The organism is Aquabacter sp. (assembly GCF_965279295.1).
Lineage (GTDB): Bacteria > Pseudomonadota > Alphaproteobacteria > Rhizobiales > Xanthobacteraceae > Aquabacter.
This window is the reverse complement of record NZ_CBDIHQ010000014.1, coordinates 224,828-241,156: the sequence shown is the minus strand read 5'-3', so window position 1 is coordinate 241,156 and position 16,329 is coordinate 224,828. Positions and strand designations below refer to the sequence as shown.

Here is a 16,329-nt window from a genome sequence, read left to right as displayed (position 1 = left end):
GGAATGAAGGCCGCAAAAACACAAGTTAAATCAAGGTGTTCCGTATATATCTTCTGGATTCTGGTCCTGGCGTTCGCCAAATTTCCGAGTGCAGAACATGCACTGTCTTTGATTTGCAACGTTTTGCGATGGGTACGTTATCTCTCTGTGTCGATCTCCAACGCTTTTTGTCGGAGTTATGCGGGACCTCGCCGATCCTGGCGGGTCCTCGCGGGATAACCGGCTCTTTTTTCCGCGAGTTTCAGGCTCAAACGCTGGACGGGGCGCGATCGCGCAATCTCTTCCAGAAATAGTATGCGGCGGTCCGTGACGGGGTGCGGTCCGCGCCAAATCGATTCCGACACGCGCGGACGATATCCAGCACGTCCATCGCTCCGAATCGTTCTGTGAAAAAGGCGGCAATCTCCGTATCTCGTTCAAGAGGTGAGCGCGGCGGAACTTCATAGCGTCGGGCTTGCTTCTCGGATGCTCTTTCTAAATCCCGCCGGCGGCATTCAAGAAGTTCCGCATAGTGGGCCACGGGAATGGTCACCACAGGCACGTCAGCCACCGTTGCGAATGCAGCCGGTACGGCCTCGGCCCCGTCCTTCCGATCGCATGGCTGTGTATCGGCAGAGGCTTCGGGGATCCTCATTTGATCTATGCCGCCCATGGCGTGACAATCGGTTTTGCAGTTCCCGCCCATTCATTCTGAACGGCAACCGCAGCCTCGCCGACAGTCACAATCCGGGTCCCGTTGTTGAGCAGGCGCATAGCCGCACCTTCCAGGCTGGGAGGCACAACAAGGATATTCGGCTTGACGCCAAGTGGCCGGCCTTCATCGCCGCGCAGATTCATCATCGCTGCTCGCGCTGCCTCATAATTGTCTGCCGTCAGTTGCGCTTTCGACGCGAAGGCCAGCTGCCACAACCCGAAACCAGCGTTTGACCGCGCGCGAACGCCGTAGACGTATTCGTCCTTCCAGAACACGTTGTCGTCGCCGTCATCGGTCAGGGGCGTGAGCTTGTAGGGAAGGCGCTCCTGATAAACCAAGGGTTTGATCGCTCTGCTACAATCCAGCAGATACCACGGGGCGCCGCTGCCACTCTGGAAATTGCTCGCCGAGACGGTGGCGCCAGCAGCGTTCTTGACGGGATGGTCGCCGTCGAAGAAGTACTGTCCATCATAGCACGGCGTGCCGAACCCTTGCGCCAGAAGGGAAAAAATCAATTCGTCTGGGTGCTCCGCCGCAGCTTTCCCCATCTCCGCCATGATGGGAGCGAAAACCCCGTAGCGGTCGTCTTCGATTTGGGTGCGGCCAACGCTGACGGTGTTCTCGAACTTGAGGTTCGTGATCGAAAAGGTATGTGCTGCAAGGTTATGCACGATGCGATCTCCGACCCACTCCCGCATCTTCGGAAACTGGCCAAGCCAGCCGTATGTCTCGGACGTGGTAGAAGATGGGACAACCATGGAGATGGTTTCGTATGCGGTTTCCGCGCCGGAGTAGCCTTTCGTAAAAGCCGCGTTGAAGGCGTCGAAAAGGGTGGAAAGATTGGATCGATTGATGAGCATGTCAGTCTCGCCCAGAGGTGTTGAAGGCGCGGGCTTTCAGAAGTTCGTCTTCTGAAACGCCCATTCGAGCGCAAATTTCCAGTTCATCGTCACCGAGGCGGGATGAGACGTGACGGGAGGTCGAGGTCTCTTTCGCTTTCGGGTCGATAATCGAATTGAAGGCGCCTCTGGTGCGCTCCACGAAGGCATCGAAGGCGACTTTGTTCACTCCGCACAAAGCAATGCCCCATTCTTTAAGAATTGGCGGGAGATTGCCGTTTCTCACCTGAAGCGAAACATGGTCGTGGGCATCCCTGTGGGATACGCCCTGATTTAGACGATTGACTTCGGAGACTGCCGTCTCGAATGCACCGATCGGAACGAACAAGCTCGGGTCTGGCGCCGAACTATGCCGGGCGGTGAGCAGGTCTTCGACTGCGCGGGCGATCTCATTGTCGGTGCTTTCGTCAGGGAGTTGGAGCATTTCCCGGAGACGAGCGTGCAGGGTTTCCTTCGAGTCCATGGGCATCTCCGACCGCGAAAGTGCGGTCAATTGATCAAGGTTGGGATGATTGGTGAGCGCCGCTCGCAGAATGCTCTTTACGGTTCCATCTGAAGCGCACAGCATCACTGGGGAGAGGTAGCGATATTCTTTTCTTTCGAGATATTCAGAAGCGCGTTCGGTCCACGTGACGCGACCCCAAATCCCATCTCGACGAGCCTCAAGCGCATCTATCCAACCTGCGGCGGGCGCAGGTTGTCCGTTCTTAGGCGCCAGATCGATCTGGTGTTCGTAATCAACAGGGATCATGCGAGCGCCGGCATATTTGCGACTTGCCTGCAAAACAGCGGCGGCATTTGAAACGCGAAATGGGCCACGGCCATCTCGCCCTGTGAAAACGCCGGCCGGAAGAAGGTGTATCCAGCTTTGGCGTACGCTCTCAGTAGGGACGGAATGCAGGCTCAAGGCCGTTCTGGCGCGATAGCTCATGCTTTTGTCCCGCGCGCATTTTTATCGTCCGGGTATTTCGCAACGCCGTCACCGGGTTTCGATTTTGGATAAACGGATAGAATATCGCCCGGATATTGTTTCTGCCGTGCATCGGGTTTGAGATATTTCCTGACGGTATGGTCAGATACCCTAAGGATACGAGCGATGCTCGCGATCGAGTGGCTCTTTGATCTTAGATAACGCGATAGAAATCTATTGCTCAAAGGAACCCGAATATGACTTCCAAACAGATTTTGGCCTAGTTTAACCGCGTTCTCTGGGCCGAAAATTTTAGAAACGAATGAATTATTGGAAAATATTGAGCCGGGCTTGATTTTGGTGCCGCCCAGTTTGATGAGGAGTTCCGCCGTGGCATCAAGCCCAATCAGCTCGACCCACGTCCGCACGGGATACGGAATTTTGGAGCTGTACAGATCGCCAGATGCGGAGAGCCACTGAATTTCCATCCCGATAGTAGGCATGTATTTGCGGGCTATATCTGCCCGCAACCAGTTGTGGCCAAGCACGGTTTTCGACAGATGAATTAGAAGCGCAGTCGCCGAGGGGGTACGCCACCTTCCCCGTAAGAATCATCCGCAGAAGCAGACCACCCAGCCGGAAGGCGAGTTTCCCGGTTGTCACGACGCCGCACTAAGATAATGCGGCCCAACGCGGCCCGATGCAAATCTGAGTGCTCGATAGGAAAGTCGGGTGCGATCGCCGAGGGGGTACGCCACCTTCCCCGTAGCAGTCACTCACCGAGGTGAGCCACCAAACCGGACCGGCAATTTCCCGGTTGTCACGGCGATCGCTAGCCCAATATGGACGTTTTGGCATTCCACGCAACCTCGGCGCCTCACCTGCCCAGGGGCAACCGAACCGGTGCTCGGCGTGTCCTGCCGTCTCGCTTGGCGACCACCAGCCGAGTCTGTGGATCGCAAATAGGCACTGGGGGCGTTGTCCATTGCAGGTTTGGTGGTTCACCTTCCGTCTCAATGAGGCGGACGTTGCTGGCCAAGCAAGCTGTGAGCCACGGATTTCCCTCGGTGTACATCGCTTCTTCGTAGGAAGCGCCAGTGTTCGTTGTATGAAATTTCACCGCATATGGGTCAGAACTGCAGTGGGGCTGGTGGTATTGCGCCAATTCAATGTGCGTGGCGGGGCCGCTTTCTAGCAGTGCGTAAAGCCAGCGTACTTGCTCCCTTACGCGCCGGGCGCGCATTCGGGCGGAAATGATCGCTACCACCTCTGTGGCGTGAGATGGCCCCTCTCTAATCACAACCCATGCTTTCATGCGGGCCTCGCTGCCTGAACTGGTGCGCCTTCAGGTGTGGTCGCCCAGGGGGTACGCCACTCTCCCCGTAAGAGTTAGCCGCCGAAGCGGGCAACCCAACCGGACAGGCAATTTCCCGGTTGTCAGGGCGACCACCTCCCCTCTATGGCCTCCGAAACTAGGCGTCACAAGATCAAGTCCGAAAAAATGAAGGGCAAGGGTCCAAGGCGGGCTTTAATGGCTTCGGCGCTTGCTGACGTCTAATAGCTCCCTTTAGGCTAAGGATTCAGGCCGAATCCCCCTTCACCCGTCTTCCCGATCCCCATCCGACGGGAGATCCCGCATAATGATATCCAAGAATTCTTTGGCAGTGAGGCCTATGACGGCTTCCGCAAAAGTCTCGACCTCATACCGGCACTCTCTCATGCGGTCGCTCAGGGTTTTCATTTCTCCAAAGCTGAAAAACCGCTCCACAGGGTGAGACTCAACCCCAATCAGCGTTAAATTGACCCCACCCGAGGCAGGCTCGAACACATGGTGGGCGAAGCGGTTACGCGCTTTCGCCAGATCTTGAATTTCGACGACAACATCAGCGAAAGGCCGCTTTAATCGATTAGCCTCAACTTGCTTTGCAACCTTCCTTAGTATGTCGAGCTTTTTGCCGAAGGCGAGAGCGGAGACCACCACATGAGTGTTAACGTCGTTGATACCGGTTGCCTTTCCGATTGCTTCATTCACCGCAACTTCTAGATGCGCGAAGTGATGAAACAGCACGCCCACCGCACTAAACGCATCTTTGGCATTTTGGCTCGGTGCGCCGGATTCCATCTGCTGCTGCCCTGTCATTCTTAGCCCCATGCCCGCCAGCGGCCGTTTTCGTACGCCACATTGCACGGTCGCGTTTGTATATGGAACGGCCGCTCACGGCGTTAAATGACCCTTTAACGGCGAAGTATCCGACGCTGGGTCGGTGGAAGACGCGCCGATCACGCGGCGCGCCCCCCTTTTTCGTCGGACCATGGCCTTGAGACCGGTGATTGCCTTCGCTGCCAGGGGTGAGGGCAGGAAGCGCAGCGCCGACACCTGAAAGCTCTTTTCGAGCCAAGCGTTCAAGCTGGTTTCCTCGCCATCCTCTGACCATTGAGCCCAAAGGCTGCGTATCAGGTCCACTTGCTTCGGCGAGGCCATGCCGGGGCGTTCGCCAAAGGTCCGGCTGGTCCATGTGGAGCGAAAGCCGTGGGCGGTGAAATAGGCCATAACCCGCTCGAAGCCGCGAAAGTCGAGTTCCTTTGCACTGGCGACGCCGCCGTGGGCCATAAGAATGGCGCGGTAAATCTCATCGTCGAATCCCAGGCGCTTAGTCGCCAGATGGATAAGGGCGATCTGTTTGGGTGTGAGCATGTCATTCGCCCTCCGCAGCATACAGCTTCCGGGCAAGTTCGCCGACCTCATCAAGATCATCCATCCACCATCCGATGGATTCCAGGAATGTATCCATGACATAGCTCATCCGATCGAGCTTTTTTTGATCGCGCCCGGCCTCTTCCTCAAGTATACGTATGCACCAAATCAGTGAGCGTATTCGGTCGGTGACGCGTGAGTGGTCAGAGGCGAAATCATCGGAATTAATAACTCCTTGAGCATTCGCGAAAAGCGATGTCCGTTTGGCTCGCGAGGCGGCTAATAATACTTTGCCGCCGTTATACGAGCGCCCTTCCTGCACGTTCCACGAATTGTGGTCGAGGGACACAGCTTCGCCATTCGCCGTCCGCCCTGCGGCGGCGTCAACATCGTTAATCATGGGGAGGTCCTAGTTAGGAGAGAGTTTTACGCGGTACGCTCAGTCGGCCTTGCCGCGCTTACGTTTCGTCTCAAGTGCGACTCGGTACTGGGTAAGGACATCAAGGGCGTCGAGCACGTGCCCCTGCTTAATGGCTTCGCCCCTGGCGAAGCGCCGAGCGAGGCTGAGCACCGCGACAATCCCATCGGTGTGGAAGCGTCGACCTATCGCCCGCATGGTTTCATGAGCGTCCGCTCCGAAGAAATTGGTCAGGGCATCGGAGTCTTCGTCCTCGATCCCCGCTATCGTATCTCTAAGCTTGATGCGTCGGCCGATCTGCGTAAGCGCCCCGCGCTCCAAATTGATCTGCTTTAGAACTTCTTCATTCCCGCAGAACACGAACCGGAGCGAGCCGTTGTCGGTCGGACTGAAATCTAGAAGCTGTTTCAGATGATCCAGAGGCAGCATCTGAGCTTCGTCAATGACGACGATCCAATCGCCCAAATGATAGCGCCGGAGCGAGTGTTGCATGTCGTATATAGATTCTCTATCCCAAGTTCTAATTTCAACCTTTTCACATATAATGCTCAGCAATTCTCGCATTGATCTAGAAATAACCTTTGTCATTGTAATGTGTGCAACGCGGATATAATCGGAGGTGTAAGCGTGCAGTGCGGTGGTCTTCCCCACGCCAGCCGATCCGATAATCGCGACGTTGTGGCCGGTATCCACGGCGAGATCGATGATGGTGCGGATGCGCCGAAATACTGATGTTTCAACGAGTTGGTTCAATTCCTGCCTCCCATAATTCGCGACGCGCGTTCAAAAGCCGCCAGTCGGTCGCGGCCCTCCTGCTGTTTCAACCGATGTTGCTGTTCTTCCCGCTCTTCGGGATCCTGGGCCAAGCGTTGCGCGATCTCGGAATTCACCTTGATGGTGCCCGCGATAGGTGCGGCCGGCAGTGCGGATACGCGTTCGGCGCTCTTCGCGATCTCTTCCGTCGTGTTCACGTCGGGGGCGCTGCGGTCGAGTTGCCGCACGGCCTTCTCCTTCAGGAGCGCCTGCCGACCCGCCTCCCTTGCCCCGCGCGGATCCAAGACTGCGAAAATCTCCTCGGGTTCGGCAAATCCGATTAGAGCGCCAGCCTCGTCCATCACGGGAATGACAGAGGGTTCCTCGAACTTCGGAATATGGATGGTGACGTTCTTCCCGATATGGGCGGTCAAGGCGTCACATTTCCATTTGCGGGTGCCAAACTCGAAGCTGCTCTTCCGTAACTTCAGTCCCTTCTCGACTGCGAACACACTGCGCAATTCATTCGGGTCTACCGTGATCCTTTGCCAACCCTCTTGCACGGCGCCTCGATAAGCATCGGCGGGTGAGCGATTCCGGAGGTCGCCCGTCTGCTTCTGGTCCTGGTAGATGGTCATATAGGAGGCAATAATTTTGCGGAGGGCATCAATGTCGCCAGGGAAGGGCTTTGTCGGGCGCCCCACTTTCTCGGTCTTCTTGTTCATTCGATTTCCGCCGGCCCATCCGAAAATCGTATTAAATATGTGACGCTCAAGATGGCCGAAAATACCTTCGATTAACTTGGCCGCCGCATTGTATGGTTTAGCCCGGACGATTGAGGAATCGCTCCTTCTATCGAAGTAATGGATTGAGGACATGAAGCCGGGTGTGTTAGCCCGGACAAGTTTCATCGCATCATCGACAAATTCAGGCCAAATATATTCTGAGCCATGGTCGAGATAGAGCCTGTGCGGCATTCCCCATGTCTCATCCTGCGTCATGGCGATGTAGGATCGAATGACATCCGCGTTGCGGATGCCGGTAGCTTTATCGAGAAGGACGACATCCACGCGAACCCGACGGGTGGCCTGATCGGCCCATGCAATAAGTTTTGGCCATGCCGTGCTGCCGTCTTCCCGGCGCATGACGATATCAAGATGGTGTACGTCACCCACCACGAGTTCCATGGGCCACATACCAGAGGCGGTCCGGGATATCCTCGGCTTCTCGTTGTCTTCGTAGGCTTTCCGGTCGCTTTTGAACGTGGCGACAATGCGGTAGCGAGATTCAGCCTCTATGAACCCGCGCGGCACTTTGTAGGCGTGTCCCGGAAACACCTCATCGGGGTTACAATCAATGCCATGCGAGCGCCGCAGATATGCCGCTGAGAGATCGCGCAGCTTTTCACCGCTGAGGCGGGCGATTATTCCGAATGCGGCGCTGTCCTTGTACAGGCCGCGGATGTAGTCGCGGAGTCGCCAGGCGATCTCCTGCCTAATTTCGTCGTCGAAAGGGGCGGCCTTGTCCCATGCAAAGGACAAGATGACCTTTGGCTTGCCCTTGTCCTTCCGATGCCATCGCGCCAAGCCGATGATGCCATGCCGCTCATAAGCGTTGATCTGGCGGTGCAAGGTGCGCTCGGAGGGGTGTGTGGGCTTGCCGGTCCAATCCGTGAGCGGTCGGCTGAGGATGGAAGAGATTGCCGCGCCGCGCTCTCGGGAGCCCTTGGGGTGGGCGAGTGCGGGGTTGAGGATCAAATACCACCAATCCCGTTCGGCCGAACTGGCGGCAACGGGCTCGATGGAGGTTGCGGCCAGTTTTTCAGAAGCTTTTAAACGCTCTTGAAGATCGAGGGGCAGAGAGGAAATCAAAACCTCGTAGCGAAAACCGGAGCGCCCGCCCCGCCCGTGCAAGGTGCGAACGGTAAGGGTCGCGCCGCGCCATGTGCTCCGAACATGCGTATGGGCAAGCTCAAGCGCCCTACGGCACTTCCGCTCCGACGTTCCCGTGAGGTGGGCTAGGGCTGGGGTGTCGATCCACGCGGCCATTATCTTCAGCCACGTCTCGTATCTGCTGTTGGGCGAGGCCCGTCTTTCAGGCCAATCGCGACGGCGATCTGATGCGCTTGTCCGCGAAGGCCGCGAACTGACCCATCAAGCACCCGATAAACAAGCTTCTGGCTGAAGCCATGGCTGCGAGCCCACTCCGCGATGCTCACCCCCTCGGCTTGAAACCGCCGCTTCACTTCCCGCCCATCGCAGTTCATGATGACATCCATGTTCACGTCTATTCACATAAAGTGAATTGAATTCACAAAATGTCAATCGAAATGAAAGATAGCGCGAAGCCCAATGGCGTGACGGTGCCGGAACGCGACGCGGCGCAGATCCTTGACCGGTTGAAGGGTGCTCTTGAGATATCGGCGGACGCGGATTTGGCGGCGCTGCTCTCTGTTTCGCGGCCTACCCTCTCAAATTGGCGTGCGCGTAATTCCATCCCGCTGGCAAAACTGCGACCGGCATGCAGAAAATACGGTATTCCGCTAGATTATTTGCTCACCGGCCGGGTGACGATTGATCGTAACTCATCAGCGATTTTGGATACCGAAATATTGGGTCAGATATTTCGGATTTTAGACAGGTATGGCTTCATCAAGTTGCCTGATTTTCCCGGTGACGGCTATGATCCAGCAATAAGGGCCGGTGCGGAATTTCTTCAGCTTCAGCTAGAGTTTCGACAATTACTTGAGCAGCTTGTCTCTGAGGGAAAGGGCGATGCGGAGGGGGCCAAGCTCGCCTTGCTCAAAATGAAGCGCAGCGAGGACTAGGGTCCGCAATAGGGTCCGCAATCAGGCTTCACCGCAGCCCTGCGCAGGAATGAAGGCCGCAAAAAAACAAGTTAAATCAGAGTGTTCCGTATATATCTGTCGAACTCTAGTCCTGGCGTTCCCCAAATTTCCGATTGCGGAACATGCACTGTCTTTGATTTGCAACGTTTTGCGACCGAAAGACCGACAAATAGCTCCGGCGATCGCATCCAGCCAAATCGACAAAAAGCGAAAGCCCTCCCACCAACAATATAAATCCACCGAGCTTCATGAGAACATATTGCGAACGCGGAACAAATGAAGTACAAATTCTCTACGCGATAGCCCTTGCGCTTGGAAGGCCACACAGCGATGACTCAGTCGACTCTCAGACTCGTCGAAGGCTCCTCAATGGATAAGACGAAAGCACTCGACGCCGCGCTGTCGCAGATCGAGCGGCATTTCGGTAAAGGCTCGATCATGCGGCTCGGCAAGAGCGGCAAGGTCATGGAAATCGAGACCGTGCCCTCCGGGTCGCTGGGCTTGGATATTGCGCTCGGCATCGGCGGCTTGCCGCGGGGGCGTGTGGTGGAGATTTTCGGGCCGGAATCCTCCGGCAAGACCACGCTCGCACTCCACACTGTCGCGGAAGCACAGAAAAAGGGCGGGGTATGCGCCTTCATCGATGCCGAACATGCGCTGGACCCGATCTATGCCCGCAAGCTAGGCGTGAATTTGGATGATCTCCTGATCTCGCAGCCGGACGCCGGCGAGCAGGCGCTGGAGATTGCCGACACGCTTGTGCGCTCCGGCGCGATCGACGTGCTGGTGGTGGATTCCGTCGCGGCGCTGACACCGCGCGCCGAACTCGACGGCGAGATGGGCGACAGCCAGCCCGGCATGCAGGCCAGGCTCATGAGCCAGGCGCTTCGCAAGCTCACGGCGTCCATTTCCAAATCGAACACCATGGTGATCTTCATCAACCAAATCCGGATGAAGATCGGCGTGATGTACGGTTCACCCGAGACCACCACGGGTGGCAATGCGCTGAAATTCTACGCTTCCGTCCGCCTCGACATCCGCCGCATCGGCATGATCAAGGAGCGCGAGGAGGTGGTGGGCAATCAGACCCGCGTGAAGGTGGTCAAGAACAAGCTGGCTGCGCCGTTCAAGCAGGTCGAATTCGACATCATGTATGGCGAAGGCGTCTCCAAGACCGGTGAATTGCTTGATCTCGGTGTAAAGGCCGGCATCGTGGAGAAGTCCGGGGCCTGGTTCTCCTATGACAGCCAGCGCCTGGGACAGGGACGTGAGAATGCCAAGACGTTCCTCAAGCAGAACGCGGAAATCGCGGGACGGATCGAAGCCGCGATCCGGCAGAATTCCGGCCTGATCGCGGAACAGATTCTCGCCGGCACCCCGGAAGAGGACGACGATTCCGACGCTTAAGGGGATCTCGGGCATTGCGAACGCCCGACCCTGAGCGAGGCGTCCTCCGATACGCCTTTCTGGACAAGCGGAAACGGCATCGCTAAAGGGTCGGGTCCCTTTGCGGTGCCTTTCATTCGGCGTCGCGAGGCACCGGTGCCGCGCGAGGTGCCGTCTGGCAGTGTCCAAGAAGCGATGGTGATCGGCACATGAGCGGCGTCAACGAGATCCGGTCGACCTTCATCGACTATTTCGTCAAGCAGGGCCACGAGGCGGTCTCTTCGTCTCCATTGGTTCCGCGCAACGATCCGACGCTCATGTTCACCAATGCGGGCATGGTGCAGTTCAAGAATGTCTTCACCGGCATCGAGAAGCGCCCCTATTCCCGCGCCGTTTCCGCGCAGAAATGCGTGCGCGCCGGCGGCAAGCACAATGATCTCGACAATGTCGGCTACACCGCCCGCCATCACACTTTTTTCGAGATGCTGGGGAATTTCTCCTTCGGCGACTATTTCAAGGACCGGGCCATCGAGCTGGCTTGGAATCTCGTAACGCGCGAGTTCGAGTTGCCGAAGGACCGGCTCCTGGTCACGGTCTATTCCGAGGATAATGAGGCCCACGCGCTCTGGAAGAAGATCGCCGGCCTGCCGGACGACAGGATCATCCGCATCCCCACGTCCGATAATTTCTGGGCGATGGGCGACACCGGGCCGTGCGGGCCGTGCTCGGAGATTTTCTTCGATCATGGCGATCACATTCCCGGCGGCCCTCCCGGCTCCGCCGACCAGGACGGCGACCGGTTCATTGAGATCTGGAACCTCGTGTTCATGCAGTTCGAGCAACTGCCGGGCGGCGAGCGGGTGACCTTGCCGCGTCCGTCCATCGACACCGGCATGGGGCTCGAGCGCATCTCCGCGCTGATGCAGGGCACGCACGACAATTACGAGACCGACCTGATGCGGGCGATCATCGCCGAGGTCGCCGAACTCACCGGCGTGTCGCCGGAAGGACCGCAGAAGGCGAGCCACCGGGTCATCGCCGACCATCTGCGTGCCGCCGTCTTCCTCACCGCCGACGGGGTTCTCCCCTCGAACGAGGGGCGCGGATATGTCGTGCGCCGGATCATGCGCCGGGCCATGCGCCACGCGCAGCTTCTGGGCGCGCGCGATCCGCTGATGCATCGCCTGGTGCCGATCCTGGTGCGCGAGATGGGCCGCGCCTACCCCGAGATCGTGCGCGCCGAGGCGCTTGCCTCCGAGACCTTGCTGCTCGAGGAGCGCCGCTTCCGCCGCACGCTTGAGCGCGGCCTCGGCATCCTGGAAGAGGAAAGCGCGGGCCTGGGTTCGGGCGACAATTTCCCCGGCGAGGTCGCCTTCAAGCTCTACGACACTTACGGCTTTCCGCTGGATCTCACCGAGGACGCGCTTCGCGGCCGTGGCATCCAGGTGGATACCAGCGCCTTCGATGCCGCCATGGAGCGCCAGCGCGCCGATGCGCGTGCCGCCTGGCAGGGGTCGGGGGAAGCTGCGACCGACACGGTGTGGTTTGCCCTGCGCGAGCGTGAGGGCGCGACCGAATTCCTCGGTTATGACACCGAGAGCGCCGAGGGGGTGGTCTGCGCCCTGGTGAAGGACGGCGTCGAGGTCGACACACTCAAGGCCGGCGAGCAGGGGGTCGTGATATTGAACCAGACCCCCTTCTATGGCGAGTCTGGTGGCCAGGTGGGTGATACCGGCCTGTTGGCCGGCGAGGACGTCCGGGCCACGGTGCTTTCCACCCAGAAGAAACTGGGCGATCTTTTCGTCCACGAGGTTCAGGTCGCGGAGGGTGCGCTGACGCGCGGCACGGCTCTGGCGCTGGAGGTTGACCACGCCCGGCGCGCCGCCGTGCGGGCGAACCATTCCGCCACCCATCTGCTGCATGAGGCCTTGCGTCGGGTGCTCGGCGATCACGTCGCCCAGAAGGGCTCGCTGGTTGCGCCCGACCGGCTGCGGTTCGATTTCAGCCACCCCAAGCCGATGACCGCCAACGAGGTCGCCGAGGTGGAGGAAATCGCCAACGCCTATGTGCTGCGCAACGAGCCGGTGGAAACCCGGCTGATGGCGGTGGACGATGCCATCACCTCCGGCGCCCGCGCGCTGTTCGGCGAGAAGTATGGCGAGGAAGTGCGCGTGGTCTCCATGGGAACGGACGCGGGCAATGGCGCGCCGTTCTCGATCGAATTGTGCGGTGGCACCCATGTGGGGCGCACCGGTGATATCGGCTTGGTCTCCCTGGTGTCGGAGAGCGCGGTGGGCGCCGGCGTGCGGCGGATCGAGGCGCTGACCGCGACCCAGGCGCGGCATCACCTGAATACGGCAAACGCAGCCCTCCAGGCCGCGGCCGCCTCGCTGAAGGTGCCCGTCGGGGATGTCGAGGCCCGCGTGGCGGCTCTGGTCGACGAGCGACGCAAACTGGAGCGCGACCTGTCCGATGCCAAGCGCAAGCTGGCCATGGGCGGGGGCGGGGCGGGCGAAGACGCCGCCAAGGATGTGGGCGATGTGAAGCTGCTCGCCAAGCATGTTTCGGGCATCGACCTGAAGGATCTCAAGAGCCTCGTCGACGAAGGCAAGAAGCGCCTCGGGTCCGGCGTGGTCGCCATCGTCGGGGTGACGGAGGATGGGCGCGCCGGCATCGTCGTGGGCGTAACGGCCGACCTCACCGCCCGTTTCGACGCGGTGGCCCTGGTACGACGCGGCGCCGAGGCGCTGGGAGGCAAGGGCGGCGGCGGGCGTCCCGACATGGCCCAGGCCGGCGGACCGGACGGATCGAAGGCGCAGGACGCGCTGGACGCCATCGAGAGTGCCCTGGCGGGTTGATCTGCCGGGATGCCTCGGCGGGTGGACGGCGATCGGTCGTGGAGACCGGTTCGCCTCGCTTTGCCGATGCGTAGCTGACCAAGCCGGCGGACCAGGACGGGACGCGACATCTATGTGGGCGGACATTTGCGTGCCCAGCTAAGTGGCGGTGATGAGGCCAATTAGCCCAACAGGCCGGCGGGGCAGCCGTACGTCTGCGGTGGTCCCGCGCAATTTCAAACTTTGCTTGTTCAAACCGTGCTTGCGTGGACGGAGCCCAGGTCCGCGCCTGCCGCCGTCACCTTCGCGCGTTCGTTTCCGCGGGGCGGTCCTGCCCCTGCATCAAACCAACGCATGCGATAACCTTCCGGCCCGCGCATCGCGGACAGGCGCCCACCGAACAGCTTCAAAAGCGCAGCTCAAATTGACAAGACGGATCGCTTCCTTATTATCTATCTAACTAGATAGTTAATAAGGAAGCGCCCGATGGTTGCCGGAAGTGCCCGCCTTTTCGCGATCATCGGCGACCCTGTCGCCCATGTGCGCACGCCCATCGTGTTCAATGCCTATTTCGCCGAGCACGGCATCGATGCCGTCTGCGTGCCGATCCAGATTCGCCCCGAATATCTGGAGGCGGGCATCGCCGGGCTGAAGGCGATCGCCAATCTCGACGGCTTCATCGTCACCGCTCCGCACAAGGCGCGGGTCGCGACGATGATGGACCATCTGGGGCGCGACGGGGCGCTGGTCGAGGCGGTGAACACCGTGCGGCGCGAGCCTGACGGCTCTTATACCGGCACCATGCTGGACGGCCACGGCTTCGTTACCGGCCTCGCGCGGGCCGGCACCGATGTGCGGGGAAAGCGGGTGTATCTCGCCGGCGCGGGTGGCGCAGCGAGCGCGCTTGCCTTTGCCCTCGCCGGGGCGGGCATCCAGGCGCTGACAATTTTCAACCGCACGCGTGAGCGAGGCGAGGCGCTGCTGGCGCGTGTGAAGGCGGCTTTTCCTGAGGTAGAGGTAGCCTTCGGCACGCGCGATCCCCGCGGCCACGACATCGCGGTCAATACCACGCCGCTCGGGTTGGAGGCGGGCGATGGCTTCTCCTTCGATGTGGAAAAGGCCGAGCCCTCCACGCTGGTGGCGGAAGTGCTGATGAAGCCGGAGACCACGCCGCTGCTCCATGCCGCCGCCGCGCGCGGCTGCAAGATCCACCAGGGCAAGCACATGCTGGATGGGCAGCGCGATCTGATGATGGCGTATTTCGGCCTCTCCCGCGCCGCCTTCGCCGCCGCCTGATCTGAACGAGACATCCCAAACGAGGCACCCCATGGGCTATGTCGTCACTGAAAATTGCATCCGCTGCAAATACACCGACTGCGTGGAGGTCTGCCCGGTCGATTGCTTCTACGAGGGCGAGAACATGCTCGTCATCAATCCCGACGAATGCATCGATTGCGGTGTCTGCGAGCCGGAATGCCCTGCTGATGCCATCAAGGCCGAGGGGGATGACGGCCACTCCGAATGGCTCGACCATAATCGCACCTTCGCCCTGCAATGGCCGAACCTGACAAAGCGGCTTCCAGCCCCGCCTGATGCCGACGCCTGGAACGGCGTGGTGGACAAGGTCTCATCGTTCGACCCGACCCCGGCGCCGCGATGAGCGGGCTGGAGGCAAATGTGGAGGCAGGCGCGCTCGCGCTGGAACTCCACACCGCGCGCCAGGCAGGGAGATGGGCCCGCATCGAGGGGTCGTTCCCGCAGACACCTGAACATGCCTATGCGGTTCAGGCCGAAATCGTGCGGCTTGCCGGAGAGGCGGTGCGCGGGTGGAAGGTGACGGCGCTCAATCCCGCCGATCAGGGCGCCTATGGCGGTGCCCGCCCGGTCGCCGGGCCGCTGCTCGCCGGTGCGGTCCACGCCGCGCCCGCCGATCTGCCGCTTTCGGGATTCCTCACGCCGATGCTGGAGTGCGAATTCGCCTTCCGGCTGGGCCGCGATCTCCCGCCGCGCGCCACACCTTACACGCTGGAAGAGGTGGCGGATGCGGTCAGCGCCATCATTCCCGCATTCGAGGTGGCGGACGGGCGGGTGCCCCCCAATGCGCCGGGCGCACTGCGGCTCGCAGACAACATGGGCAACGGCGCGTTTGTCCATGGCACGGACTTGGTGGATTGGCTCCAATTCGACCGCTGCGGGGCAAAGGTGGACCTGACCTTGGACGGCGCACCGGCGGCAACCGGCACCGGCGCCCGCATCCTCGGCGATCCGTTGAAAGCGGTCCTGGCGCTCGCCAACGCGCAGCCGCTGTCGAGCCCGCTGCGCGCGGGCCAGATCGTAACCACGGGTTCCGCCATCACGCCTTTGCCGATTGATCGTGCCTGCCTGGCGGTCGCGGATTTCGGACCGCTGGGCATCATCACGCTGAGGCTTCGCGCCTGAAAAGACCGTAACATCATGGTGGCCCGCCCCCTCCCTATGCGGGCAGGCGTGTCCTGGGGCCGCTGAATTCGGCGGCATTCCAGGTGGTATTCGCCCGCTTCGCGTCGGCTTGTGCGGCCGATCTCGAAGGTGTGGTGGCAAAGCATTGCGGCAGGCCAGCGAGAGCGGCCTTGTGGCGAGCCCGCCGCTGGTGGTGACAGACTGGGCGAACCGGGCGGGGCTGGCACCGGCGGCGGCGACGCCCCCGTGAGGGCGAGACTAACGTGGAGGGTGCGCTCGCGGTCCTCGCATGCCTGGATCTGGCTGGCCGCGTGCCACGCACCGACGCCTCTGCCTTTGGGGGAACCGGCCCTGCCCACACGCGAGAGAGCGGGCGCGCCGCATAACGCACCGGTCCCGCCCTCTCTCGCACCTCGCTCAAGCGGCAAACATGATCTAATGGGGGAAACA

15 protein-coding genes are annotated in these 16,329 nt (G+C 60.2%); 6 read left to right on the top strand and 9 right to left on the bottom strand.

Features of this window, described 5'->3' with window-relative positions:
• Positions 1-639: 639 nt before the first annotated feature.
• The 9 genes from ADADO0_RS10145 to ADADO0_RS10105 all read right to left on the bottom strand — a co-directional run bounded on the left by ADADO0_RS10145 (position 640) and on the right by ADADO0_RS10105 (position 8,647).
• Positions 640-1,554, bottom strand: coding sequence for a Mu-like prophage major head subunit gpT family protein (locus ADADO0_RS10145; RefSeq protein WP_511305011.1), 915 nt, complete (start codon positions 1,552-1,554; stop codon positions 640-642).
• Between the two features lies 1 nt (position 1,555).
• Positions 1,556-2,524 carry a phage protease gene (locus tag ADADO0_RS10140; RefSeq protein ID WP_511305010.1) on the bottom strand — a complete coding sequence of 323 codons (969 nt, stop codon included), beginning with the start codon at positions 2,522-2,524 and terminating at the stop codon, positions 1,556-1,558.
• On the bottom strand, positions 2,521-3,051 hold the full coding sequence (locus ADADO0_RS10135) for a hypothetical protein (RefSeq protein WP_511305009.1): 531 nt from the start codon (positions 3,049-3,051) through the stop codon (positions 2,521-2,523). The genes ADADO0_RS10140 and ADADO0_RS10135 overlap by 4 nt, the downstream gene beginning before the upstream one ends.
• Positions 3,052-4,100: 1,049 nt before the next feature.
• Positions 4,101-4,643, bottom strand: coding sequence for a hypothetical protein (locus tag ADADO0_RS10130; protein ID WP_511305008.1), 543 nt, complete (start codon positions 4,641-4,643; stop codon positions 4,101-4,103).
• A 75-nt stretch (positions 4,644-4,718) separates the two neighbouring features.
• Positions 4,719-5,198, bottom strand: coding sequence for a regulatory protein GemA (locus ADADO0_RS10125; RefSeq protein WP_511305007.1), 480 nt, complete (start codon positions 5,196-5,198; stop codon positions 4,719-4,721).
• A 1-nt stretch (position 5,199) separates the two neighbouring features.
• Positions 5,200-5,598 carry a hypothetical protein gene (locus ADADO0_RS10120; RefSeq protein ID WP_511305006.1) on the bottom strand — a complete coding sequence of 133 codons (399 nt, stop codon included), beginning with the start codon at positions 5,596-5,598 and terminating at the stop codon, positions 5,200-5,202.
• A 39-nt stretch (positions 5,599-5,637) separates the two neighbouring features.
• Entirely contained in the window at positions 5,638-6,369 is a 732-nt protein-coding gene (locus tag ADADO0_RS10115) for an AAA family ATPase (protein ID WP_511305005.1), read from the bottom strand.
• A complete protein-coding gene (locus ADADO0_RS10110) occupies positions 6,366-8,417 on the bottom strand; it encodes a hypothetical protein (protein ID WP_511305004.1) in 2,052 nt (683 codons plus the stop codon). The genes ADADO0_RS10115 and ADADO0_RS10110 overlap by 4 nt, the downstream gene beginning before the upstream one ends.
• A gap of 5 nt (positions 8,418-8,422) precedes the next feature.
• The gene (locus tag ADADO0_RS10105) at positions 8,423-8,647 is read right to left on the bottom strand and encodes a BcepMu_gp16 family phage-derived protein (protein ID WP_511305003.1); all 225 of its coding nucleotides are present in this window, start codon (positions 8,645-8,647) and stop codon (positions 8,423-8,425) included.
• 39 nt (positions 8,648-8,686) lie between these two features.
• On the opposite strand from ADADO0_RS10105, the gene ADADO0_RS10100 reads away from it, so the two are divergent.
• From ADADO0_RS10100 to ADADO0_RS10075, 6 genes are all read left to right on the top strand, one after another.
• The gene (locus tag ADADO0_RS10100; protein ID WP_511305002.1) at positions 8,687-9,196 is read left to right on the top strand and encodes a helix-turn-helix domain-containing protein; all 510 of its coding nucleotides are present in this window, start codon (positions 8,687-8,689) and stop codon (positions 9,194-9,196) included.
• Between the two features lie 351 nt (positions 9,197-9,547).
• Positions 9,548-10,624 carry a recombinase RecA gene (gene recA, locus ADADO0_RS10095; RefSeq protein ID WP_511305001.1) on the top strand — a complete coding sequence of 359 codons (1,077 nt, stop codon included), beginning with the start codon at positions 9,548-9,550 and terminating at the stop codon, positions 10,622-10,624.
• Between the two features lie 188 nt (positions 10,625-10,812).
• On the top strand, positions 10,813-13,461 hold the full coding sequence (alaS, locus tag ADADO0_RS10090) for an alanine--tRNA ligase (RefSeq protein ID WP_511305000.1): 2,649 nt from the start codon (positions 10,813-10,815) through the stop codon (positions 13,459-13,461).
• 465 nt (positions 13,462-13,926) lie between these two features.
• Positions 13,927-14,736 carry a shikimate dehydrogenase family protein gene (locus ADADO0_RS10085; protein ID WP_511304999.1) on the top strand — a complete coding sequence of 270 codons (810 nt, stop codon included), beginning with the start codon at positions 13,927-13,929 and terminating at the stop codon, positions 14,734-14,736.
• Positions 14,737-14,767: 31 nt separating this feature from the next.
• Positions 14,768-15,100, top strand: coding sequence for a ferredoxin FdxA (gene fdxA, locus ADADO0_RS10080; protein WP_511304998.1), 333 nt, complete (start codon positions 14,768-14,770; stop codon positions 15,098-15,100).
• Entirely contained in the window at positions 15,097-15,879 is a 783-nt protein-coding gene (locus ADADO0_RS10075; protein WP_511304997.1) for a 2-keto-4-pentenoate hydratase, read from the top strand. Before fdxA ends, ADADO0_RS10075 begins: the two co-directional genes overlap by 4 nt.
• Positions 15,880-16,329 lie beyond the last annotated feature (450 nt).